Source organism: Pantoea graminicola, from assembly GCF_048452665.1.
GTDB lineage: Bacteria > Pseudomonadota > Gammaproteobacteria > Enterobacterales > Enterobacteriaceae > Pantoea.
Window position 1 is genome coordinate 110,720 of sequence record NZ_JBLWSJ010000009.1, and the last position, 22,784, is coordinate 133,503.

General features: G+C 58.5%; 21 protein-coding genes. 8 read left to right on the top strand and 13 right to left on the bottom strand.

The features are described from left to right. Position 1: 1 nt before the first annotated feature. The 4 genes from livG to ACNY69_RS18650 all read right to left on the bottom strand — a co-directional run bounded on the left by livG (position 2) and on the right by ACNY69_RS18650 (position 4,206). The gene (gene livG / locus ACNY69_RS18635) at positions 2 to 769 is read right to left on the bottom strand and encodes a high-affinity branched-chain amino acid ABC transporter ATP-binding protein LivG (RefSeq protein WP_111140403.1); all 768 of its coding nucleotides are present in this window, start codon (positions 767 to 769) and stop codon (positions 2 to 4) included. Further along, positions 766 to 2,037: a high-affinity branched-chain amino acid ABC transporter permease LivM gene (locus ACNY69_RS18640; protein WP_293773287.1), complete on the bottom strand. Its 1,272-nt coding sequence runs from the start codon at positions 2,035 to 2,037 to the stop codon at positions 766 to 768. Before ACNY69_RS18640 ends, livG begins: the two co-directional genes overlap by 4 nt. Continuing rightward, positions 2,034 to 2,960, bottom strand: a complete 927-nt coding sequence (livH, locus tag ACNY69_RS18645) for a high-affinity branched-chain amino acid ABC transporter permease LivH (protein ID WP_111140405.1) — start codon at positions 2,958 to 2,960, stop codon at positions 2,034 to 2,036. The genes ACNY69_RS18640 and livH overlap by 4 nt, the downstream gene beginning before the upstream one ends. A gap of 133 nt (positions 2,961 to 3,093) precedes the next feature. Further along, a complete protein-coding gene (locus ACNY69_RS18650) occupies positions 3,094 to 4,206 on the bottom strand; it encodes a branched-chain amino acid ABC transporter substrate-binding protein (RefSeq protein ID WP_111140406.1) in 1,113 nt (370 codons plus the stop codon). Positions 4,207 to 4,600: 394 nt separating this feature from the next. Between ACNY69_RS18650 and panM the strand changes: the two genes are divergently transcribed. Beyond that, on the top strand, positions 4,601 to 4,996 hold the full coding sequence (gene panM / locus ACNY69_RS18655) for an aspartate 1-decarboxylase autocleavage activator PanM (RefSeq protein ID WP_111140407.1): 396 nt from the start codon (positions 4,601 to 4,603) through the stop codon (positions 4,994 to 4,996). A gap of 75 nt (positions 4,997 to 5,071) precedes the next feature. On the opposite strand, the gene rpoH is transcribed toward panM, so the two are convergent. From rpoH to ftsY, 4 genes are all read right to left on the bottom strand, one after another. Next, on the bottom strand, positions 5,072 to 5,929 hold the full coding sequence (rpoH, locus tag ACNY69_RS18660) for an RNA polymerase sigma factor RpoH (RefSeq protein WP_010253314.1): 858 nt from the start codon (positions 5,927 to 5,929) through the stop codon (positions 5,072 to 5,074). Between the two features lie 243 nt (positions 5,930 to 6,172). Next, positions 6,173 to 7,156, bottom strand: coding sequence for a permease-like cell division protein FtsX (ftsX, locus tag ACNY69_RS18665; protein ID WP_003852199.1), 984 nt, complete (start codon positions 7,154 to 7,156; stop codon positions 6,173 to 6,175). Further along, complete coding sequence (gene ftsE / locus ACNY69_RS18670; protein WP_111140408.1) at positions 7,146 to 7,814, bottom strand: cell division ATP-binding protein FtsE; 669 nt, start codon at positions 7,812 to 7,814, stop codon at positions 7,146 to 7,148. The genes ftsX and ftsE overlap by 11 nt, the downstream gene beginning before the upstream one ends. 5 nt (positions 7,815 to 7,819) lie before the next feature. Continuing rightward, on the bottom strand, positions 7,820 to 9,433 hold the full coding sequence (gene ftsY / locus ACNY69_RS18675; protein ID WP_111140409.1) for a signal recognition particle-docking protein FtsY: 1,614 nt from the start codon (positions 9,431 to 9,433) through the stop codon (positions 7,820 to 7,822). Positions 9,434 to 9,665: 232 nt separating this feature from the next. On the opposite strand from ftsY, the gene rsmD reads away from it, so the two are divergent. After that, the gene (gene rsmD, locus ACNY69_RS18680) at positions 9,666 to 10,265 is read left to right on the top strand and encodes a 16S rRNA (guanine(966)-N(2))-methyltransferase (RefSeq protein WP_111140410.1); all 600 of its coding nucleotides are present in this window, start codon (positions 9,666 to 9,668) and stop codon (positions 10,263 to 10,265) included. Continuing rightward, positions 10,255 to 10,527 (top strand): DUF1145 family protein, encoded by a 273-nt coding sequence (locus ACNY69_RS18685; RefSeq protein ID WP_009087803.1) that lies wholly within the window; start codon positions 10,255 to 10,257, stop codon positions 10,525 to 10,527. The genes rsmD and ACNY69_RS18685 overlap by 11 nt, the downstream gene beginning before the upstream one ends. A gap of 25 nt (positions 10,528 to 10,552) precedes the next feature. Here ACNY69_RS18685 and ACNY69_RS18690 read toward each other — a convergent pair whose 3' ends face one another. After that, positions 10,553 to 10,909 (bottom strand): DUF2500 domain-containing protein, encoded by a 357-nt coding sequence (locus ACNY69_RS18690; protein WP_111141899.1) that lies wholly within the window; start codon positions 10,907 to 10,909, stop codon positions 10,553 to 10,555. Positions 10,910 to 11,054: 145 nt separating this feature from the next. Between ACNY69_RS18690 and ACNY69_RS18695 the strand changes: the two genes are divergently transcribed. Together ACNY69_RS18695 and ACNY69_RS18700 are read left to right on the top strand one after the other, a co-directional pair. Next, complete coding sequence (locus ACNY69_RS18695; protein WP_111141897.1) at positions 11,055 to 11,684, top strand: lysoplasmalogenase; 630 nt, start codon at positions 11,055 to 11,057, stop codon at positions 11,682 to 11,684. Positions 11,685 to 11,769: 85 nt separating this feature from the next. Next, positions 11,770 to 14,055, top strand: a complete 2,286-nt coding sequence (locus ACNY69_RS18700; RefSeq protein WP_418799485.1) for a zinc/cadmium/mercury/lead-transporting ATPase — start codon at positions 11,770 to 11,772, stop codon at positions 14,053 to 14,055. Positions 14,056 to 14,092: 37 nt separating this feature from the next. On the opposite strand, the gene tusA is transcribed toward ACNY69_RS18700, so the two are convergent. Then, the gene (tusA, locus tag ACNY69_RS18705) at positions 14,093 to 14,344 is read right to left on the bottom strand and encodes a sulfurtransferase TusA (RefSeq protein WP_010253330.1); all 252 of its coding nucleotides are present in this window, start codon (positions 14,342 to 14,344) and stop codon (positions 14,093 to 14,095) included. A 204-nt stretch (positions 14,345 to 14,548) separates the two neighbouring features. On the opposite strand from tusA, the gene ACNY69_RS18710 reads away from it, so the two are divergent. Together ACNY69_RS18710 and ACNY69_RS18715 are read left to right on the top strand one after the other, a co-directional pair. Continuing rightward, entirely contained in the window at positions 14,549 to 15,214 is a 666-nt protein-coding gene (locus tag ACNY69_RS18710) for a 7-cyano-7-deazaguanine/7-aminomethyl-7-deazaguanine transporter (RefSeq protein WP_111141893.1), read from the top strand. Positions 15,215 to 15,393: 179 nt separating this feature from the next. Further along, positions 15,394 to 15,948, top strand: a complete 555-nt coding sequence (locus tag ACNY69_RS18715; protein WP_111141891.1) for a DcrB family lipoprotein — start codon at positions 15,394 to 15,396, stop codon at positions 15,946 to 15,948. A gap of 49 nt (positions 15,949 to 15,997) precedes the next feature. Here ACNY69_RS18715 and iolE read toward each other — a convergent pair whose 3' ends face one another. The 3 genes from iolE to iolD are packed head-to-tail and all read right to left on the bottom strand — an operon-like array spanning position 15,998 to position 19,929. Beyond that, complete coding sequence (gene iolE / locus ACNY69_RS18720) at positions 15,998 to 16,894, bottom strand: myo-inosose-2 dehydratase (protein ID WP_111141889.1); 897 nt, start codon at positions 16,892 to 16,894, stop codon at positions 15,998 to 16,000. A 32-nt stretch (positions 16,895 to 16,926) separates the two neighbouring features. After that, positions 16,927 to 17,937, bottom strand: a complete 1,011-nt coding sequence (iolG, locus tag ACNY69_RS18725) for a bifunctional inositol 2-dehydrogenase/D-chiro-inositol 1-dehydrogenase (protein WP_111141887.1) — start codon at positions 17,935 to 17,937, stop codon at positions 16,927 to 16,929. A gap of 51 nt (positions 17,938 to 17,988) precedes the next feature. After that, positions 17,989 to 19,929 (bottom strand): 3D-(3,5/4)-trihydroxycyclohexane-1,2-dione acylhydrolase (decyclizing), encoded by a 1,941-nt coding sequence (gene iolD / locus ACNY69_RS18730; protein ID WP_418799487.1) that lies wholly within the window; start codon positions 19,927 to 19,929, stop codon positions 17,989 to 17,991. A 546-nt stretch (positions 19,930 to 20,475) separates the two neighbouring features. On the opposite strand from iolD, the gene ACNY69_RS18735 reads away from it, so the two are divergent. Next, the gene (locus tag ACNY69_RS18735) at positions 20,476 to 22,389 is read left to right on the top strand and encodes a bifunctional 5-dehydro-2-deoxygluconokinase/5-dehydro-2-deoxyphosphogluconate aldolase (protein WP_293773265.1); all 1,914 of its coding nucleotides are present in this window, start codon (positions 20,476 to 20,478) and stop codon (positions 22,387 to 22,389) included. Positions 22,390 to 22,784 lie beyond the last annotated feature (395 nt).

Sequence of the window (22,784 nt, forward strand, 5' to 3'; positions counted from 1 at the left end):
CTCAGGCCTCTCCTAAATAGGCACGAATGACATCCGGATTGTTACGAATCTCCTCCGGCGTTCCGTTAGCCAGTGGCGTTCCCTGATTCACCACATAAATACGGTCAGAAATTCCCATGACCAGCTTCATATCATGTTCAATCAGCAGCACGGAAACCTTGTGTTCGCCCCGCAGCTCCGCGATCAGCGCATCCAGCTCATGCGTCTCTTTAGGGTTCAGGCCCGCAGCCGGTTCATCCAGCATCAGGATCTCCGGGCGCGTCACCATGCAGCGTGCGATCTCCAGCCGGCGCTGCTGACCATAGGCCAGGTTGCCCGCCTGACGGTTTGCCAGATCGAGCAGGCCGACCCGCTCCAGCCAGGTTGCGGCACGGTCCAGCGCCTCGCTCTCACTGCGGCGAAACGCCGGGGTTTTCAGCAGGCCGGAAAACACGCCGCTTTTGAGATGCTGATGCTGCGCGACCAGCAGGTTCTCAATCACCGTCATCTCACGGAACAGACGCACATGCTGGAAGGTCCGCACGATGCCCATCCGCGCGATCTTCTGGCCCGGCAGACCTTCCAGATGCTGTTCGCGCAGTTTAATGCTGCCGCCGGTGGGCTTGTAGAAGCCGGTCAGGCAGTTAAACACGGTGGTTTTACCGGCACCGTTCGGCCCGATCAGCGAGACGATCTCCTGTGGACGCAGCTCCAGCGCCACATTGTTCACGGCTAACAGACCGCCGAAGCGCATCATCAGGCCTTCAACGGCTAATAAAGGCTGAATCATGCCTGCTCTCCTTTTTTACCGGTTCTGAGTTTCAGATGCGGACGTTTCATCGGCAATAATCCCTGTGGCCGCCAGATCATCATCAGCACCATCAGGCCACCCAGCACCAGCATGCTGTACTCATTCAGATCGCGCATCAGTTCGCGTGACACCACCAGCAGAATGGCCGCCAGGATCACCGCAAACTGGGAGCCCATGCCGCCCAGAACCACAATCGCCAGCACAAAGGCGGATTCGACGAAGGTAAAGGATTCCGGGCTGACAAAGCCCTGACGCGCCGCGAACAGACTGCCGGCAAAGCCCGCAAAGGCGGCGCTGATAGTAAACGCGGTGAGCTTGATACGGGTCGGACTCAGGCCCAGCGAGCGACAGGCAATCTCATCTTCGCGCAGCGCTTCCCAGGCACGGCCCAGCGGCATCCGCAGCAGCCGGTTGATGACAAACAGCGTCAGCACCACCAGCAGCAGCGCCACCATGTAGAGGAAGATGATGCGATCGCTGGGGTCATACTTCAGACCAAAGAAGTTGTGGAAGGTATCCCAGCCGCCCTCGCGCGGCGTGCGGCCAAACTCCAGACCAAACAGCGTCGGTTTCGGGATCTGGCTGATGCCGTTTGGCCCACCGGTCAGAGCGGTGTTGTTCAGCAGCAGAATACGCACGATCTCGCCAAAGCCCAGCGTCACAATCGCCAGATAGTCGCCACGCAGTCGTAGCACCGGGAAGCCCAGCAGCAGGCCAAACAGTGCGGCAACCATGCCGGAGAGCGGCAGACACTGCCAGAAGCCGAGACCGTAATAGTGGTTCAGCAGCGCAAAAGTATAGGCGCCGATGGCATAGAAACCGCCATAACCCAGTACCAGCAGGCCCGACAGTCCGACCACCACGTTCAGGCCCAGACCGAGCATCACGTAGATCAGCGTCATGGTGGCGATATCGACGGTGCCGCGTGACACCAGGAAGGGCCAGGCAATCGCGGCGACAATCAGCACTGCCATCACCAGCTTCTGCTTCGGCGTCGAACCATCCAGGCCCGGTAACAGCAGCGCCGGACCAGACATTTTCTTCAGACCGCGTTGCCACACCGGACGCAGCAGCTGGAACAGAAACACCACCACACAGCCTGTCGCGATCCAGTTCCAGCGCACGCTACCGGCGTTCTGCACCACCAGCTGTGTGCCATCGAGGTTCAGGCGCAGCCCCATAAAGAAGGTGGCGAGCACCAGCAGCATCAGGGCCGAGATCAGCGCATTGATAAAGGAAGTCTTCATACTTTTTCGACCTCCGGGCGACCCAGAATCCCGGTCGGCATCACCAGCAACACCACGATCAGCAGCGCAAACGAGACCACATCTTTATATTCCGTACTGAGATAGGCGGAGGTCAGCGCCTCGGCGATCCCCAGCACCAGGCCACCAATCATCGCGCCAGGAATACTGCCAATGCCGCCCAGCACGGCGGCGGTGAACGCCTTCATACCGGCCATAAAACCGATGAAGGGGTTAATCGAACCGTAGAACTGACCCAGCAGTACGCCAGCAACCGCGGCCATCGCGGCCCCGATCACAAAGGTCAGGGAGATCACGCGGTCGGTGTTAATGCCCAGCAGGCTGGCCATTTTCAGATCTTCTGCACAGGCGCGACAGGCCCGGCCCATGCGGGAGTAGCGAATAAACGTGGTCAGGGCCAGCATCGCCAGGAAGGTCACGACCCAGATCACCACCTGCATGGTGGAGATAGTGGCGGCAAAGCCGTTGCTCTCACCCACCGTCCACTGCCCGGTGATCAGACTCGGCAACGCCAGGTCGCGTGAACCCTGCGTCAGGCTGACGTAGTTCTGCAGGAATATCGACATCCCGATGGCGGAGATCAGCGCAATCAGGCGCTTCGAGGCACGCACGGGGCGATAGGCGACACGTTCAATGCTCCAGCCGTAGGCGCTGGAGATAATCACCGCCATCACAAAGCCCGCCGCGATCATCAGCCAGGTGGTGTCGATGCCCATCATCATCAGGGCAGCAATCACGATAAAGGAGACGTAGCTACCGATCATGTAGACCTCGCCGTGGGCGAAGTTGATCATGCCGATAATGCCGTAAACCATGGTGTAACCGATGGCGATCAGCGCATAAGTGCTTCCCAGGGTCACACCGTTGAACATCTGCTGAATAAAATAGAGAAACTGCTCCGACATACCTTAACCCTTACTTGTCCGATCGCAGGCGACCGGGGTACAAAAAACGCCTGGCAGTGAGGTGCCAGGCGTTCATGTCGCAGGTCAGGCAAACCGGTTACCCGGCCTGCCATCTACCCGAAAATGACCTGGTTTACTTCACAGCGGTCGAGGTGCCATCGGCATGCCATTTGAAGACGCCGAATTCAAAGCCCTTAAGGTCGCCCTTCTCATCCCAGTTCAGGTTGCCCATTACGGTTGGCACTGCGGCACCCTCTTTCAGGTTTTTCACGATGGCATCCGGCTCGGCACTCTTGCTGCGCTCCATGCCGGTCGCCAGCGACTGCAGTGCGGCGTAGGTGGTCCAGACGAACGGACCGGTCGGATCCAGTTTCTTCGCTTTCAGCGCATCCACGATAGGTTTGTTGGTCGCCACCTGGTCATAGCGTTTTGGCAGGGTCACCAGCATGCCTTCAGAGGCGGCACCGGCAATGTTCGACAGCGAGGCGTTACCCACCCCTTCCGGCCCCATGAACTGGGTTTTCAGACCAGCTGCACGCGCCTGGCGGACGATCTGGCCCATTTCCGGGTAGTAACCACCGAAGTAGACAAAATCGACGTTCTCTTTCTTGAAGCGAGCCACCAGCGTGGAGAAATCTTTATCCCCGGCGGTGATCCCTTCAAACATCACGATGTTCGCGCCCTGCTTTTTCAGGCTCTCCTGCACGGCGCGCGCCAGGCCTTCGCCATACTGCTGCTTGTCGTGTACGACAGCGATGCGCTGCGGTTTCAGCTCGCTCATCACATATTTTGCCGCCGTCGGCCCCTGATCGGAGTCAAGGCCGGTGGTGCGCATAATCAGTTTATAGCCGCGTGAGGTCAGGTCTGGTGCGGTCGCGGCCGGGGTGATCATCAGCACACCTTCATCTTCATAGATGTCAGATGCGGGCTGCGTGGAGGATGAACAGAGATGGCCAATCACATAGCGGATGCCGTCGTTAATGACTTTGTTGGCGACCGCCACGGCCTGTTTCGGGTCACAGGCGTCGTCATATTTCACCGCCACCAGTTTGTTGCCGTTAACGCCACCTTTGGCATTGATATCTTCAATCGCCTGAGTAGCGCCCGCGAACTGCATATCGCCATACTGCGCCACCGGACCCGACATGGCGCCAACAATCGCCACTTTGATATCTTCAGCCAGCGCCGCATGGCTCATCGCCAGTGCTACACATCCCGCCAGTAATGCGCGACCTTTCATTTTCATCCTGACTACCCCATCTGTTTTATCGTGTATGTTGTGAGTGTTTGCGCTGCCAGATAAAGTGGAAAACTGATTAAGCATGAATGAGTTAGCTTACTTTTCTGGCATTTATTAGTAATAAGGCTTTATTTTTCAGGTTATTAAACAGGAAGTTTCTTCTGTAAATCAACTGACATATTCAGAATTGACTGAGTGAAACAGCATAATACACTGGAGGCAATGGCCGGTTTTTCACCACTTTGCCAGCGCGTTATGCTGGGTGACCATTCGCTGTCGCTGTTTACAACTATCATCCTGGCATCCAGGCCATCTTTTGACCTGTTTTATTGATGAAAATGTGGTGGCGCGCAGGTTGTATATTTTCGCTACACATTCCCCTATTACAGAGGTTTTTGTTATGAAGCTCACTATTCAGCGGGTGACGATGCTGACCGCACAGGACCGCATCGATCTGGGCAAAGTCTGGCCGGATCTGGAGATGGAAAAACTGGCGCAGCATCTGGATGAGCGGCATCGTCTCTATGCTGCGCGCTTCAACGACCGCCTGCTGGCTGGTCTGCTTCTGGAGATCGCCGGAACCCACGGCAAGATCCAGCGGCTGACCGTCCGCGATGTGACCCGGCGACGCGGCGTCGGTCAGTATCTGCTGGAGGAGACAATGAGGCAGAACAGCTCTGTGGCAGACTGGTGGGTCGCCGATGATGGCAGTGACGATCAGCAGGTGCGGGCGGCCTTTATGCAGGCGTGTGGCTTTCGGGCACAGAGTGATGGCTGGATAAGGTCGGCAGAGTAAGCGCCAGCGGCTGAGCAGAGAGGGGGAAACAAAAAGGGCGACATCATCTGTCGCCCCTTACGGTGTTAACGTGCGTTACGCTTCGATCGCCATACGCAGTTTTTTCATGGCGTTCTTTTCCAGCTGGCGCACACGCTCGGCGGAAACGCCATACTGATCGGCCAGCTCCTGCAGCGTGGTTTTGTTATCTTCGTCCAGCCAGCGGGCGCGGATGATGTGCTGACTGCGCTCATCCAGACCTTCCATCGCATAGCTCAGCTTGTCAGCCGCGTGCGCATCCCAGTTATCCTCTTCAATGCCGTCAGCAAAGTCAGAGGTTTTATCCTGCAGGTAGAGCACCGGTGCCATCGAGCGACCTTCGCTGCTCTCATCATCAGCAGACATATCAAAGGTCATATCCTGGGCCGCCATACGCGATTCCATTTCGCGCACGTCTTTGCTGCTGACGCCCAGTTCACGCGCCACCATCTCGACCTCATCCTGGTTGAACCAGCCCAGACGCTGCTTGGTTTTACGCAGGTTAAAGAAGAGCTTACGCTGTGCTTTGGTGGTCGCGACTTTTACGATACGCCAGTTGCGCAGCACATATTCGTGGATCTCAGCTTTAATCCAGTGCACGGCAAACGAAACCAGACGCACGCCCACTTCCGGGTTGAAGCGACGCACCGCTTTCATCAGGCCGATGTTACCTTCCTGCACCAGGTCCGCCTGTGGCAGGCCGTAGCCGGAGTAGTTACGAGCGATATGAACTACAAAGCGTAGGTGAGACAGGATCAGCGTCTTTGCCGCATCCAGATCGCCCTGGTAATGCAGCCGTTCAGCCAACGCTTTTTCCTCTTCTGCCGAGAGCATCGGCCAGGTGTTCGCCGCCCGGACGTAAGACTCCAGGTTGCCAAGAGGAGCAATAGCTAAAGTTTGCATTTCTTTGGTCATTCAAACCCTCACAAATTCAGTGGAATTGCCGCACATTTCCCTGCGCAGACGATACAGTAAGTCAACGTCGCGCGAAATCCGAAAGCAATCTGTGCTACTTAGAGTGGCAAAGTTATCCACAAGTTCAATTTTACCGGTGAATATTTTACACACAGATGACAGGAAGGGAAGAGGGGGGAAGCGATCCTCTGCACCCTTTGTCGGTAGCAGAGGACCATTATAACAAAAAAATGTTGCAGGCGTTTACTGCGGCGTAAATCGGCGTAAATGTTGGACTGTTGCCAGCCAGGCCGCGACCCAGCCGATGATGGCTGCGATCAGCAGCAGCAGCAGTGCCTCATCCCACGAGAAGCCTTCCAGTGAGAAGGTAGTACCAAATACGGTCGCCACGCTGGCCACCACAGACTGGAGTCGCAGCACCAGCACTTCCGACAGCAGCAGCGACAGCACCGCACCGCTGAAGCCCAGCAGCGCCCCGCCATAGAGGAACGGGCGCAGGATAAAGCCGTCGGTCGCGCCAATCAGCTTCTGCACGTTGATGGTGTCACGCCGGGCAAAGATACTGAGCCGCACGCTGTTACCAATCACCAGGAACACCGCCACGATCATCAGCACGCCAATCATGGAGGCGATCTGCCCGACCAGTCCGGTCAGCGCCGCCAGGCGGGCAAACCAGCTATCGTCCATGCGCACTTCATCCACGCCCTGCACTTTAGTAACCCGATCGCGCAGGCTCTGCATGGTGTCTGAGTTCTGGAAATTCAGTTTCGGCGTAATGATAGCGACCGCGGGCAGCGGATTCTGCTCCAGCATATCCATTGCACCGCCAAAGCCTGACCAGTTACGGAACTCGTTCAGCGCCTCTTCCCGCGTCAGGTAGTTGACGTTATCCACCCCTTCGACCTGTTTGAGCTGCGCCACCACGTTTTCTGCCGCCGTGTCATCCAGCGTTTTGGAGAGATAGACGGTTAACTGCGGGGCCGGATACCACTGGGTGGCCGCCTGGCTGACGTTTTTCCAGACCATGTAGCAGACGCTGGGCAGCGTCAGTGAGATGGCGATGACCATCACCGTCAGCAGGGTGGCCAGCGGCTGACGCCACATGTCCGAGAGCGTGCCGCGCAGCGCATAGCGCCACTGCTCCTGCCAGCCGCCCTTCAGTGCTTTACTCTTCGACGGCTGCTTAGCTTTCGGCGCAGCCGGGCGTTTAATGCGTTTATTGACCATCGTGGCCTCCGTGCAGACGTCCCTGATTCAGCGTCATCATCCGGTAGTTGCGCCGGGCGATCAGGCCGCTGTCATGTGTCGCCATCAGAACGGTGACGCCGACGCGGTTAAACTCTTCGAACAGACGAAGAATGTCTTCGGAGAGCGCGTCGTCGAGGTTACCGGTCGGTTCATCCGCCAGCAGCACGGCTGGCTTGTTCACCACCGCACGGGCAATGCCCACACGCTGCTGTTCACCGCCAGAGAGCTGAATCGGAAAACTTTTCGCTTTGTCGAGCAGCCCGACTTTATCAAGCGCCGCCGAGACGCGACGGCGGATATCTTCGCCGCTGGCCCCGGAGATAATCAGCGGGATCGCCACGTTGTCATAGACCGAACGATCCATCAGCAGATGGTGATCCTGGAAGATCATGCCAATCTGACGACGCAGGAACGGCACCTCGCTGTTACGCAGGCGGGAGATGTCATGGCCGCTGAACCAGATTCTTCCGGCACTCGGGCGCTCAATGCCACAAATCAGCTTCAGCAAGGTACTTTTACCGGCACCGGAGTGGCCGGTCAGAAACGCCATTTCGCCAGGGCGCAGATGAAAATCGACCCCCTGCAGCGCCTGACGTCCGCCGAGATATGCCTTACTGACCTCTTCAAAGCGAATCATCCTAATTAGTCCTCTCGGGCAAACAGTGCCTCAATAAAATCGTCCGCCTTAAACGGTCGTAAATCTTCAATGCCTTCGCCGACGCCGATGTAGCGAATCGGAATACCGAACTGATCGGCCACCGAGAAGATCACGCCGCCTTTGGCGGTGCCATCCAGCTTGGTGAGCGCAATGCCGGTCAGGCCGACCGCTTCGTTAAAGAGTCGGGCCTGGCTGACCGCGTTCTGTCCGGTGCTGGCATCCAGCGTCAGCATCACTTCATGTGGCGCGGAATCGTCCAGCTTTTTCATCACGCGGGTGATTTTTTTCAGCTCTTCCATCAGGTGCGATTTGTTCTGCAGACGACCGGCGGTATCGGCAATCAGTACGTCAACGCCGCGCGATTTGGCAGCCTGAATCGCATCGAAGATCACCGATGCTGAATCTGCACCGGTATGCTGTGCAATCACCGGAATGTTGTTGCGCTGGCCCCACACCTGCAGCTGTTCCACCGCCGCCGCACGGAAGGTATCGCCCGCCGCTAACATTACCGATTTGCCTTCGGCCTGATACTGGCGCGCCAGCTTACCGATAGTCGTGGTTTTACCGACGCCGTTAACGCCCACCATCAGGATGACAAACGGCGTTTTGCCTGAGACGTCCAGCGGCGCATCGACCTTCGCCAGGATCGCGGCCATCTCCGCCTTCAGCAGGCCATACAGTGCTTCGGCATCACGCAGCTGCTTGCGGCTTGCCTGCTGGGTCAGATGGGCGATGATGCGGCGCGTGGTTTCCACGCCGACATCGGCAATCAGCAACTGCTCTTCCAGCTCGTCAAACAGGTCATCATCAATCTTTTTGCCCCGGAACAGGCTGATAAAACCGGAACCGAGGTTCTGACGGGTTTTCACCAGGCTGCGCTTCAGGCGGGCGAAGAAGCCCTCTTTGCTCGGGCGCTCCTGCTCCTGCGCGATGAGTGGCGCGGCGGCCAGCGGTAGATCGCTGACGGTATCCGCTAACGGCTCGGCGGGTGCAGTCTCCGCCACGTCGGCGTCATCCAGCGCCAGCGCAGTCAGCTCCTCTTCAGAGAGCGGCGCCTCTTCTTCGTGGTACGGGGTTTCAACGACGTCTGCGTCGCCCGGCGCCAGCGCGGTCAGTTCATCCTCAGACAGCGGCGCCTCTTCTTCTTCGCGATGCGGGGTCTCCACGACCTCCGCGTCGCCCAGCGCCAGCGCGGTCAGCTCTTCTTCGCTTAACGGCGCATCTGCCGGTGCGTCATCGGCGATTGGCGTGATGACGTCGTCGGCGTCAATAACCGGCGTCGCGTCATGTTCAGGGGGGTCGATATCCACCTGCACTTCAGGATCGGCCTCAGCCGCATCCAGCCGCTCAGGTGCCGCTTCGTAGGGCGCGGCGGCGGTAACGTCCGCCTCACGCTGCTGGTCAGCTACCGTTTCGGTGATCGCAACCGTCTCTTCCGCCTGCGCTTCAGCCTGGCGGAGTGCCGGATCGTCCTGTTCAGTCTGCTGCTGAGCGGGTTCCGCGACCGTCGGGGTCTGCTCTTCCGCTACAGGTTGTTTCTCTTCCTCTTTGCCAAATCCCAGCCAGGAAAAAAAGCCACGTTTTTTCTCTTTTGCCATTGTGTGACGACACTCCTCGATGGCTTTGTCCCGGTCGCGCGTGGTTTCCAGGGGTAAATCAATGAAAGTTGGTCAGCGCCAGACCGGCGTAAACCGCAGAATAATGCATGACTTCAGCAACTCAGTAGTCTAACACTTTCCTGCCAGCTCACCACAGCACCCTTTTTTAACGTTTCTTCTCACCGATTGGCCCGTTAAACTACGCAACAAATTATGACGAGTTGTGAGCAATATGAATAAAAACCCCCGCAGTACAGGCGGTGCCGGGCAGATCCGTATCATCGGCGGTCAGTGGCGCGGACGCAAATTGCCGGTGCCGGACAGTGCCGGACTGCGCCCGACCACCGATCGGGTGCGCGAGACGCTGTTTAACTGGCTGGCCCCGGTACTGCCAGAGGCCCGCTGCCTCGACTGCTTTGCCGGTAGCGGCGCGCTCGGTCTGGAAGCCCTGTCGCGCTACGCAGGCTCCGCGACGCTGCTGGAGCTGGAGCGTCCGGTGGCGCAGCAGCTGACAAAAAACCTGCAGACGCTGCGCGCCACGAATGGCACCGTGATTCAGACCAATGCGTTAAGCTGGCTGGCGCAGCCCGGTGAACCTTTTGATGTGGTGTTTATCGATCCGCCGTTTCGTCAGGGATTGCTGGCGCAGACGCTGGCGTTGCTGGAGCAGAATCACTGGCTGGCCGAGCAGGCGCTGATTTATGTGGAAAGTGAAGTGGAAAATGGCGCGCCGCCGGTGCCGCCAGCGTGGGACCTCTATCGCGAAAAAATAGCCGGACAGGTCGCTTATCGTTTGTATCAACGTCAACAGGAGACGCAGGATGTTACTTAATTTGGGGCGTCTGTTGATGCTATGCGTGTGGGGATTTTTACTGGCCAACGTGGTACATCCCTACCCGAAACCGCTGACCTATTTTATCAACGTTGCCCTGTTTTTCATGATCATGATGCATGGTCTGCAGCTCGTTTTACTGCGCGCAACGCAGACCAAAGATGCGCCGCCGATTGACCGCGTTACACAGATTAAGGTGTTCCTGTTCGGCGTCTTCGAGCTGGTCGCCTGGCAGAAGAAACATTTCCCACGCAAAAAATAGGGCTGGCGGGCGTTATGCCCGCCCTCTACGGCAGGGGCGTGAAGCGGATAAAGCGCGTCCCCTGCATCGTCAGCTCGCCCCGGGCGCCTTTATCCAGCTGATGATACTCCCCTTCCTTTAGCTGCACCCTGATGTCGCTGGCACCGTTCAGGGGATGAAACAGCACTTCATAGCGCATCTCTTCTCCGGCGATAACTTCGCGCTGTCGTGAACGACGATTGGGCGCAGGAAATTCGCGCTTACTGCTGACCTCAACCTGCAGAGAACGCGCAGGCGCAGCGTCATTCATGGCCCCTTCGCGACGTTGCTTAATAAACTGACGGGTCGCCAGAACGGCAATGATCGCCAGGACGATAACAAAGATTAACGGCGGTTTACTCATCGCATTCTCACGCCTGTGAAGAAGAGGGATCAGGCGGCAAAGCATACAACCAGAGTTGCCTGATTGTCACATCGCAGAGGCGTAACCTAAACTGGAAGAGATATTTTGGGATCTTTCACCATTCTGAGTAAAAAAGGGAGAAACAATGCTCTGGTCTTTCCTCGCTGTCCTTTTCTCCGGCTGGCTCTATGTCGACGCCAGCTATCGCGGCCCGCAATGGCAGCGCTGGCTGTTTAAACCGGTCACTCTGCTGCTGCTGGTCGGGCTCGCCTGGCAGGCACCGGTATTGCAGAGCACGGACTATCTGATTCTGGCCGGGCTGGTCGCCACGCTGGCGGGTGATGCGTTAACGCTGCTGCCGCGTCAGCAGATGCTCTATGCCATCGGGGCCTTTTTCCTGTCGCACCTGCTCTATACCCTCTGCTTCGCCGCCAGCATGACCATGACCTTCTTCTGGCCGATTCCGCTGACGCTGCTGATCATCGGTGCTGCCCTGATCGGTATCCTCTGGAGCCGGCTGGAAGATCTGCGCTGGCCGGTCTGTACCTTTATCGGTATGACGCTGGTGATGACCTGGATCGCCACCGAGCAGTACTTCTTCCGTCCGACCGATTACAGCTTCTCCATCATGGTCGGTGCCGGACTGCTGCTGCTGGCGAATGCTGTGTGGTTCCTCTCGCACTACCGTCGTCGCTTCGCTGCCGACAGCGCAGTTGTCGCCGCCTGCTACTTTGCCGGTCACTTTATGATCGTGCGCTCGCTGTGGGTGGTCTGATAAAAGTGCCTTGACTCTGGAGTGGACTCCAGAGTGTAGGATAGCGGGATGGGCAGCGTCGCTCATCCCCTTATCCGGAGGTCATATGCAACACCATCACGCCTGTGGCTGTGGCAAACCCCGCGCCAGCCACACCGCCACAAAACCGCTATGCCAGGTTCCTCAGGCTCGTCCCCTTACCCTTTCGATCCATGCTGCCACGCCCGTCACGGCGGATACGGCAGGCTGTTGCTGCGACAGCGACAGCAGTCCCGGCAGTGATGGCGGGGCGGCAGAGGAAAGTGACCGGCGAGGCGGCGCTTATCCTTTCAGCTGGCAGATCCAGGGGATGGATTGCCCCGCCTGCGCCCGCACCGTTGAAACCGCCGTTCGTCAGGTGAGTGGCGTGACCGACGCCCGCGTTCTTTTCAGCAGCGAGAAGCTGATGGTCAGCGCCGACACTGACGTACAGAATGCGGTTGAACAGGCGGTGAAAAAAGCCGGATTCCGGCTCGCGGCCGCGTCCTCCCCCTCTGCCCCACAGGCCGCGCCAGGCTGGCAGCAAAACCGGATGCTGATTCTGCTGGCGCTGCTGGTGCTCGCCGGTACCCTGCTCAGCCAGCTTGCGCCGGTCTGGGGCGACCGGCTGTTTGTCGTGACCACGCTGGCGGGCCTGATCCCGGTGGCGCGCGCAGCCTGGCAGCGCCTGCGCAGCGGATCGCCATTTACCATTGAGACACTGATGACCGTGGCGTCGGCAGGCGCGCTGATGATTGGCGCACACGCAGAGGCGGCGATGGTGCTGGTCCTGTTTCAGCTGGGCGAACAGCTGGAAAGGTATGCCGCCTCACGGGCGCGCAGCGGCGTCGCCAGTCTGATGGCGTTGCGGCCCGAATCCGCGATCCGCCTGCAACAGGGCAAACGTGTTGAGGTATCGCTCACGGCGCTGCAACCTGGTGATGTGATCGAAGTCGCGGCGGGCAGCCGTTTGCCGGTCGATGGCCGGTTACTCAGCCCGATCGCCAGTTTCGATGAGAGCGCCCTGACCGGCGAATCCCTGCCCGTGGCGCGGAGCAGTGGCGAGACGCTGCCTGCCGGTGTCACCAGTATTGACCGGCTGGTGCAGCTGGAGGTGGTGTCGAAGCCCGGTGAGAGTGCCATCGACCGTATCCTGCAGTTGATTGAAGAAGCGGAAACGCATCGTGCCCCGGTTGAACGTTTCATCGATCGGTTCAGTCGCATCTATACGCCGCTGGTGATGCTGCTGTCACTGCTGGTGATGGTGGTGGTGCCGCTCTCTGGCGCAGGCGACTGGCAGCCGTGGATCTACAAAGGGCTGACCCTGCTGCTGATTGGCTGCCCCTGTGCGCTGGTGATCTCTGTCCCCGCTGCCATCACCTCCGGGCTGGCGGCGGCGGCGCGTCAGGGCGCCCTGATCAAAGGCGGGGCGGCGATGGAGCGGCTGAGTTCGCTGCGCTGCATCGCGTTTGATAAAACCGGTACGCTGACGCTGGGCAAGCCCGGACTGACGCAGATCCTGCGGTTTGGCGCGCGCGACGAGACCGCGATCCTGGCACTGAGCGCCGCCGTAGAACAGGGGGCGACGCATCCGCTGGCCAGCGCCATCGTGGCGGCCGCGCAGGCGCGCCATCTGACGCTGCCTGAGGCGCACGATCAGCAGGTGCTGGCGGGACGTGGCATCAGCGCCAGGGTCGCAGACCAACAGGTTCAGCTGCTGACGCCCGCGCATGCCCCCGGACTGACGCCGGAGCAAACGGCGCAGATTGCGCAGCGGGAAGCGGAAGGGGAAACCCTCGTGGTACTGCTGTGTGAGGGCGAGGTGCTGGGTGCCCTGGCACTGCGCGATCGGCTGCGCGACGACGCGGCCGCTGCGGTGCAGGCGCTGAAAAAACTGGGTATTGAAAGCCTGATGCTGACTGGCGATAACCCGCGTGCCGCTGCCACGATCGCCCGCCAGTTGCAGATTGATTATCGCGCCAGCCTGCTGCCCGCCGACAAAGTCGCGGCGGTGCGTGAACGGAGCCGGCAGCAGCCGCTGGCGATGGTCGGGGATGGCATCAACGATGCGCCCGCCATGAAGGCGGCGACCCTGGGGATCGCGATGGGCAGCGGCACCGATGTGGCGCTGGAAGCGGCCGACGCGGCGCTGACGCGAAATCAGCTCGGTCATCTCGCGCCGATGATTGCGCTGGCCCGCCGGACCCGCCGCATCATCCGCCAGAATATCGGCATCGCGCTGGGCTTAAAGGCGATTTTCCTGGTCACCACTCTGCTGGGTCTGACCGGACTCTGGCTGGCGGTGCTGGCCGATTCGGGGGCAACCGCGCTGGTCACCGCCAACGCGCTGCGGCTACTGCGGCGGCACGCCTGAGGATGGAGCAGGCTGACGGCGGTCCGTCCGGCCGTCGTTAACCTGCCATGCCTTTGCGGATCAGGAACTGATAGGGCAGCGTGTCGGTCTGCTGCGCCAGCAGGCCATGCTCCATAAAGCGGCAGAAGCCGGGAATATCGCGGGTGGTCGCCGGATCATCGGCGATGATCAGCAACGTCTCGCCATCCTGCAGGCTGCGTACGGTTTTGCGCACCATCATGACCGGCTCCGGGCAACGCAGGCCACGGGCATCCAGCTGATGGTCGGCAGAGGAAAAAGCATCGCTCATAATCGACTCGGTTCAGGTAAGGGGCGCTCATTCTAGCGCGTGCGGGCGGTGACGCAAGGCGATAACGATTGCGCTAAAATTAACCATTGCATAAAAAGCACAACGCGATAAGATGCCGCCGCTTTTTACTCATAAAACTGCCCGCCACCGCTCGAACGGTGTCGCGCAATGGGTTCCCTCACCCCAACATTAAAAAGGTCGATTATGCTCGCATTTTCTTCACGTCAGCGCATGCATGCGCTTTTCTGGTTGTCGCTGTTTCACCTGCTGGTGATCACCTCCAGTAACTATCTGGTCCAGCTGCCGGTTGCTATCTTTGGTTTCCACACCACCTGGGGCGCATTCAGCTTTCCGTTTATCTTTCTGGCGACCGATCTCACCGTGCGTATCTTTGGCGCACCGCTGGCCCGACGCATTATTCTGGCGGTCATGATCCCGGCGCTGTTTATCTCCTATGGCATCTCTTCCCTCTTCTATCAGGGAGAATGGCAGGGCTGGCAGGCGCTGGAACAGATGAACCTGTTTGTGGCTCGTATCGCCTGCGCCAGCTTTATGGCCTACGCGCTGGGTCAGATCCTTGACGTTCACGTCTTTAACCGTCTGCGCCGGCTGCCGCAGTGGTGGGCCGCACCGGGCTGCGCCATGTTCCTGGGGAACATCAGCGACACCCTGGCCTTCTTCTTTATCGCTTTTTACAAGAGCCCCGATGCGTTTATGGCGCAGCACTGGGTCGAGATCGCCCTGGTGGATTACAGCTTCAAGGTGCTGATCTGCATGATCTTCTTCCTGCCTGCCTATGGTGTGCTGCTCAACGCGGCGCTGAAACGCCTGGCGGAACGTCAGGCCACCCGCCAGGTCAACTTCGGCTAAACCTGGCCCGGCAGGCGTCAGGGGCAGACGGACAAACAGACGTCTGCCCGGCCAGAGGCTCATCCGCTCTGCCATTCCGGCAATTATCCGCTAAGATCTTCTGACAATCATCAGGTTGCGTTTGCAGCCTGATTCCTGTTGTATGAGTGCCTGACCGGAAACTGAAAAAAGGGATTCTGATGCGCAAGCTGGTGAAATATGTAGGAATGAGTTTACTGGTGCTGGGCTTAGCGGCCTGTGACCAGAAGAAAGAGGAGGCGGCGAATGACAACGGCGTCAGCGCCAGTCAGTCAGCCCAGACTGTCACACTTATGGATGGCAAGCTGAGCTTCTCACTGCCACCAGGCATGTCAGATAAAAGCGGTAAGCTGGGTTCGCAGACCACTAACATGCACGTTTATGCCGATGAAACCGGTGCCCGCGCCATTATCGTGATTGCCGGCGAGCCGACCAGTGACGCGCTGGATGTGCTGTCACAGCGCATGGAGCAGCAGCAGCGTAATCGTGATCCGCAGTTGCAGGTGGTGTCGAACAAAGCCGTGACGCTGAAAAATCAGCCCGCGCAGCAGCTGGATACCGTGATTTCCGCCAATAATCAGACCTCATGGTCGTCCGTGATTCTGGCGAAAGTCGATGGCAAGCTTGTGACGCTGCAGATTACGCTGCCAGGCGATAATCAGCAGCAGGCGCAGAGCGACGCTGACAGTATTGTGAAAAGTATTACCCTGAAGTAAATCGCAGGCTGACTTCTCTGCCCGGCAGAGAAGTCAGCTTAAAAGCCTTTTACAGACCGGCATTCTCGCGAATATATCTGCGGGCTTTAACCGCATATTCGAAGGGATTCGCCAGCGCCGGATCCTGCTCCGCTTCCACCACCATCCAGCCTTTATAACCATAATCATCCAGAATTCTGAACACCGGCTTAAAGTCGATCACGCCATCGCCCGGTACGGTAAAGGTGCCCTTTTTGACCCCTTCCAGAAACGAGAGATGGTTCTCGCGGACGTCGGCGACGACCTCATCGCGCACATCCTTGAGGTGAACGTGGAAGATACGCGGCAGGTGCGTTTCCAGTACCGCCAGCATCTTCTGCTGTGAGCCCTCGGAGTAGTAAATATGGCCGGTGTCGTAGAGCAAACCGACCTGCTCGTCAGTCATCGCCATAAAGCGATCGATCTCTTCCGGGGTCTGAATACCGGTGCCCATGTGATGATGCAGCGTGACGCGCATCCCCTTCTCTGCCGCAATCCGCGCCAGCTCATTGTAGCCTTCTGCGGTTAAGCGCCACTCTTCATCCGTGAAAACGGGTTTCTGCTCAAACACCGCCAGTTCGGTGCCCTGAATACTTTTGCTCTGCTCTGAGCAGCCAATCACCCGTGCGCCCATCGCATGCAGGAAGTTCATGTGTTCGATGAACGCGCTGAGCGTTTTCTCTCTGTCACCACGGGCAAAAAAGGTGCTGAACCAGGCGTTACAGATCTCAATGCCGCGAATGTCGAGCATCGGTTTCAGAATCGCCGGATCGCGGGGATATTTACTGCCGACCTCGCTGCCGGTAAATCCAGCCAGCGCCATCTCACTGACCGTCTGCTGAAAAGTATTTTCACTGCCAAGCGCCGGCATATCGTCATTGGTCCAGCCGATCGGCGCGATCGCCAGTTTTACATTCTCTTTGTTCATCGTCATGTTCCCGGGCCGCATTCAGGGCGAAATCAGTTGTAAAAAGCAGGGCGTGGCGGCATCTCTACCGGCTCAATGGCACCGCTGTTTTGCGCTTTAATGCAGGCATCGGCGGCCACAGAGGCGGCAAAACCATCCCAGGCAGAAGGACCGGTCAGCTGTCCTGCCTGAATGTCGTTGATAAATGCCTGCAGCTCCACGTCATAGGCTTCGATAAAGCGATCTTTCCAGTCCACCAGAATCGTGTTCGACAGACGGGCATCTTTACGCAGCTGTACCGAAGAGGGTTCCGGCAGACGGGCAATGCCCTCTTCGCCAACCACTTCGCACTGAATGTCATAGCCATACGCGCAGTTAACGAAGATTTCGACGTCGATGCGCACCCCTTTCTGAGTTTCAAACAGCACGATCTGCGGATCTTTCAGCTGACTGTGAGACTTCGACGTCACGCGCGGGAAGACCACCTGCACCGTTTTGTAGTCGTCGCTGGTCAGCCAGCGCAGCACGTCCAGCTCATGGATCAGGGTGTTGGTAATCGCCATCGGCGTGGTGTAGTTCTCCGGCACGGTCGGGTTGCGGTGTGCGCAGTGCAGCATCAGCGGCTCACCAATGTCGCCGTCGGTGATCACCTTTTTCAGCGCACGGTAGCCCGCATCGTAGGGACGCATAAAGCCGACCTGCACCAGACGTTTTCCTGCCTGAATCTCCGCATCGACGACCCGGCGGCAGCCCTCGGCGCTCATCGCCAGCGGCTTCTCGCAGAACACCGGTTTACCGGCGGCAATCGCCGCCAGGGTGAACTCTTCATGGGTCGGATCCCATGAGGTCACCAGCACCGCATCGACGTTGGGCGACTGAATCACATCATGGCCATTCTGGAACACCTCCGCCTCGATGTTCAGGCGCTGGAGGGCGGCACGCGCACCGTCGACATTAATGTCAGAGACGGCCACAACCTGGGCACCCTGCAGCACATGGCTGCAGCGGCGAATATGTTCCTGACCAATTGCACCTGTACCGATAACACCAAGTTTCAAAGTCATAATTACACCTGTGTAGGGTTCGTACGGAGAAGAGGAAAACGGCTCTTAAAATTAATATTTTCGTGCCTGATCCAGATGGCTGTTGAGCTTATCCGCCACCGCCTGCGCGCGTTCAGTGTTTGAAGCCTGCGCCACGCCGACATGCCACCAGCTGAAATATTTGTGGATCATGGTTTTTGGCAGCACTTTGATGTCGATAAGGGTCGAAACCGTCTGAGTACGTGCATCTTCCAGCGCGGCGCTGAGTTCCTCCAGCGTGGTCACACGGTAGGTTTTACAGCCGTAACCGGCGGCGATCGCGGCAAAATCGACCGGGATAAAGCCGCCATCCAGCCTGCCACTCTCCGGATTACGGAAGCGGAACTCGGTGGTAAAACTGTCCATGCCGTGTTCCATCTGCAGATTGTTGATGCAGCCGTTGGTCATGTTATCCAGCAGCACCACGTTGATCTTCGCCCCCTCCTGAACCGACGTGACCAGCTCAGAGTGCAGCATCATAAAGGAGCCATCACCGACCAGCGCATAGACCTCGCGCTGCGGCTGGGCCAGCTTCGCGCCCAGCGCCGCATTGACCTCGTAACCCATGCAGGAGTAGCCATATTCGACGTGATAGGCGTTGTAATCCCGGGTGCGCCAGACACGCTGCAGGTCGCCCGGCAGGCTGCCCGCGGCTGCCACGATGACCGCCTCTTTCGGCAACTGCTCATTGAGGGTGCCGAGCACGCTGCTCTGCGTCAGCAGGGATTGTGTCAGGCGGCGGAACTCCGCAAATACCGCCTCGCGATCCAGATGGTCAGCGATCTCCGGCACAAAGTCGCCATCGTGATATTCGGCCTGATAGACGCGCTGCGTCTCTTCCAGCAGCTGACGCCGCGCCTGCGCAATCTGACTGCCCCAGTCGTTGCTGTAGTGCTGTGAGGCCAGTCCCGCCGTCAGCGCCGTCAGTCCCTCACGGGCGTCGGCCAGCAGCTGGACACCGTCCAGCTTGTAGCTGTCGAAGTTGCTGACGTTAACGTTCAGGAAACTCACTTCGGGATGCTGGAAAATCCATTTCGAGGCGGTGGTGAAGTCGGTATAGCGGGTGCCAATCCCGATCACCAGGTCAGCCTCTTTCGCCAGCAGGTTAGCGGCCAGCGATCCGGTCTCGCCCACGCCGCCCAGGTTCAGCGGATGATCGGAAACCAGCGTGCCTTTGCCCGCCTGCGTCTCTGCGAAAGGGATCTGATAGCGTTCGGCGAACTGCCGCAGCGCCTCGCCCGCTTCGGCGTACTTCACCCCGCCGCCGCAGATAATCATCGGCTTGCGCTTACGGGTGATCAGCGTCAGGGCATCCGCCAGCTGTGCTGCCACCGGCAGGCGGCGATCCAGACGGTGAACCCGTTTCTGGAAGAAATAGTCGGGATAGTCCCAGGCTTCGCCCTGTACATCCTGCGGCAGCGATAGCGTTACCGCACCGGTTTCGGCCGGATCGGTCAGGACACGCATGGCATTGATGCAGGCGGACATCAGCTGTTCCGGGCGGCTGACGCGATCCCAGTATTTGCTGACGGCACGAAAAGCGTCGTTGGTACTGATGCTGAGATCGTAGCTCTGCTCAATCTGCTGCAGTACCGGATCGGGCTGCCGGGTGGCGAAGACATCGCCGGGCAGCAGCAGCAGTGGAATACGGTTAGCGGTCGCGGTTGCCGCTGCGGTGATCATATTGGCCGCGCCAGGCCCCACAGATGAACTGCAGGCGATAATCTGACGACGCAGTGACTGGCGGGCAAAACCGGTGGCGGCGTGGGCCATGCCCTGCTCGTTACGCCCCTGCCAGACCACCAGATCGCCGCTGTCCTGCTCCAGCGCCTGGCCCAGCCCCAGCACGTTGCCGTGGCCGAAGATAGCGAAGATGCCTTTAACAAACTTCGTTTCGACACCATCCACATCGATAAATTGATTATCAAGAAATTTAACCAGCGCCTGTGCCGTGGTCAGTCTGATTGTGCCCATATTCATCCTTACATGCTGGTGGACCCCGACCTCCGCGACACCCCGCCATACGTGGTTATCGACGGAACAGGCGACCGGAATAACTGAAACGTGAGGCGATTATAAACAAATATATTTTTCATAAAACATGATTACAGAAGAAACATTTCATTTTGCGAGTGAGATCAAATTTAGCGGTTGCAGCGGGTCTGGCGGGAGAAAGCGGCAGGAAAATCCGGAACGTTTTACCGTGCAGCGAGCGGGATGAAAAAATTCATTTCAGTGGGGGCAGCGTGCCCTGGCGACGAAGAGATCTCTGCGATCGGCCTCACAACCCTGACATGACGCGCATCGGGATAGCGGATTGCGCGCCGGTGGGTCAGGATCAGGAGTTTTACCTGGTTCACATATTTGCGACGGATATTTCATTACAAGTTGTTTATGAAATTTTTATTCCTCATACTGCCGCTACAGCCAGTGAGACATTCACAGACCCGGGAGCCAGGCAGACATGACGTTGCTCGTTTCGCTCGCCAGCTCTGCTAATCACAGAAGGAAACCACAGGTATGCGTACAGAACAGAAGCCGCTTGATGTGATTTGTATCGGGCGAATCGCCGTTGATTTTTATGGCCAGCAGATCGGGGCGAGACTGGAAGATGTCACCTCCTTTGCGAAATATCTGGGAGGTTCGTCAGGCAATGTCGCCTATGGCACCGCCATTCAGGGACTGAAATCGGCGATGCTGGCGCGCGTGGGCGATGAGCACAACGGTCGCTTTCTGCGTGAAGCGTTGCAGCGTGTGGGCTGTAACACTGACGCGCTGATCACCGATCCGCGGCGTCTGACCGCCCTGGTGATCCTCGGTATTAAAGATGAAGAGACCTTCCCGCTGATTTTCTACCGCGATAACTGTGCCGACATGGGCCTGGTGCCGGAAGATATCGACGAGGCCTTTATTACCTCTTCCCGCGCGGTGGCGGTGACCGGAACCCACCTGTCCCACCCACAGACGCGGGCAGCCGTGCTGAAAGCGCTGGATATCGCCCGCCGTCACGGCCTGCGCACCGCGCTGGATATCGATTATCGTCCGGTTCTGTGGGGGCTGACCTCGCCGGGCGATGGCGAAACCCGCTTCATTGAGTCCTCTCAGGTCACTCAGCAGCTTCAGGAAGTGGTGCACTATTTCGATCTGATTGTCGGCACCGAAGAGGAGTTTCACATTGCCGGTGGCAGCACCGATACTCTGACCGCGCTGAAGAGCGTGCGTCAGGCGAGCCAGGCTACGCTGGTCTGCAAACGCGGCCCGCTGGGCTGCGTGGTATTTGAGGGTGAAATACCGGATAGCTGGGACCAGACGCAGCTGCACACGGGCGTGCGGGTTGACGTGCTAAACGTGCTGGGTGCGGGCGATGCCTTTATGTCTGGCCTGCTGCGCGGCTGGCTGAACGATGAGGGCTGGGAACAGGCGTGCCGCTACGCCAACGCCTGCGGCGCACTGGTGGTTTCACGCCACGGCTGCGCCCCCGCTATGCCTACCAGGGCGGAGCTGGATGATTTTCTGAGCCGCGATGATGCGGTAAAACGTCCCGATCTCGACAGTCGTCTGAACCATCTGCACCGCGTCACCACCCGCAGGCAGTCCTGGCCAGAGCTGAATGTCTTCGCCTTTGACCACCGCAAGCAGCTGGCGGAGATGGCCCAGGAGGCGGGTGTCGATGAAAGCCGCATCCCGCCGCTGAAGCTGCTGCTACTGAAAGCGGCACAGCAGGCGGCCGAAGAGGCGGGATTAGAGAATAAAAGCGGCATTCTGGCCGATACCACCTACGGACAGAAAACGCTGAATGCCATTACCGGTAAGAACTGGTGGATTGGTCGCCCGATCGAGCTACCGGGCTCACGTCCGCTGCGTCTGGAGCATGGCAATATCGGCTCTCAGCTGATCGACTGGCCCGCCGAGCATGTCGTGAAATGTCTGGTCTTCTATCATCCTCATGACAGTGCTGAACTGCGAAAAGAGCAGGATGAGCTGCTGCTTGACGTCTGGAAGGGCTGCAACAAGAGCGGTCACGAACTGCTGCTGGAGGTGATTCTGCCTGAGAGCCATCCGGACAAGAACGAGGTTTATTACGTCGATATGCTGAGCCACTTCTACAGCCTGGGCATTAAGCCTGACTGGTGGAAACTGCCGCCGCTTTCGGCCGAATGCTGGCAGACGATTGGTCGCCTGATTGAGCAGCAGGATCCTGACTGTCGCGGCATTCTGCTGCTTGGCCTGGATGCGCCCGAAGAGAAGCTCAAAGCTGGTTTTGCGGCGGCGGCTGACGCACCCTGGGTAAAAGGTTTCGCGGTAGGCCGCACCATCTTTGGTCAGCCTTCCCGCCAGTGGCTGCAGGGTGAGCTGGATGATGAGGCGCTGATTGAGACGGTTAAGGGCAACTATCTGCGGCTGATTGAGCACTGGCGCACTGCCCGTGCCTGATTCACTGCGGCTCTGCCAGACGCCATCCCGGACGGGATGGTGTTAACCTTTCTGACGACGTCTGCATGGGCTGCTGTGAGGCCGTGCAGCCACAGTGAACAGGGTCAGAGCGGAGAAACGTCATCGCCGCCATCCCTGCTCGTTAAGCTAAGCCGCTGCAGCCAGCTCCGATTGTTCAGCACTCCGCCCTCCTCCCACCCGGATGTTATTCTGACCCGTGACGCTCCTCTCCCCCGCAGACATTCCACGCCGCTCTTTACACGGTTATTGCCTGTCTGGCGGCGCGCTGACGCTAATCTGTGAACCATTTCATAAAGACATGAAATAAATTGTACTGCTGACGCAAACAAATGAAATTTTCCATCCATCTGGTACTATAGCGCTCATTATGCAGC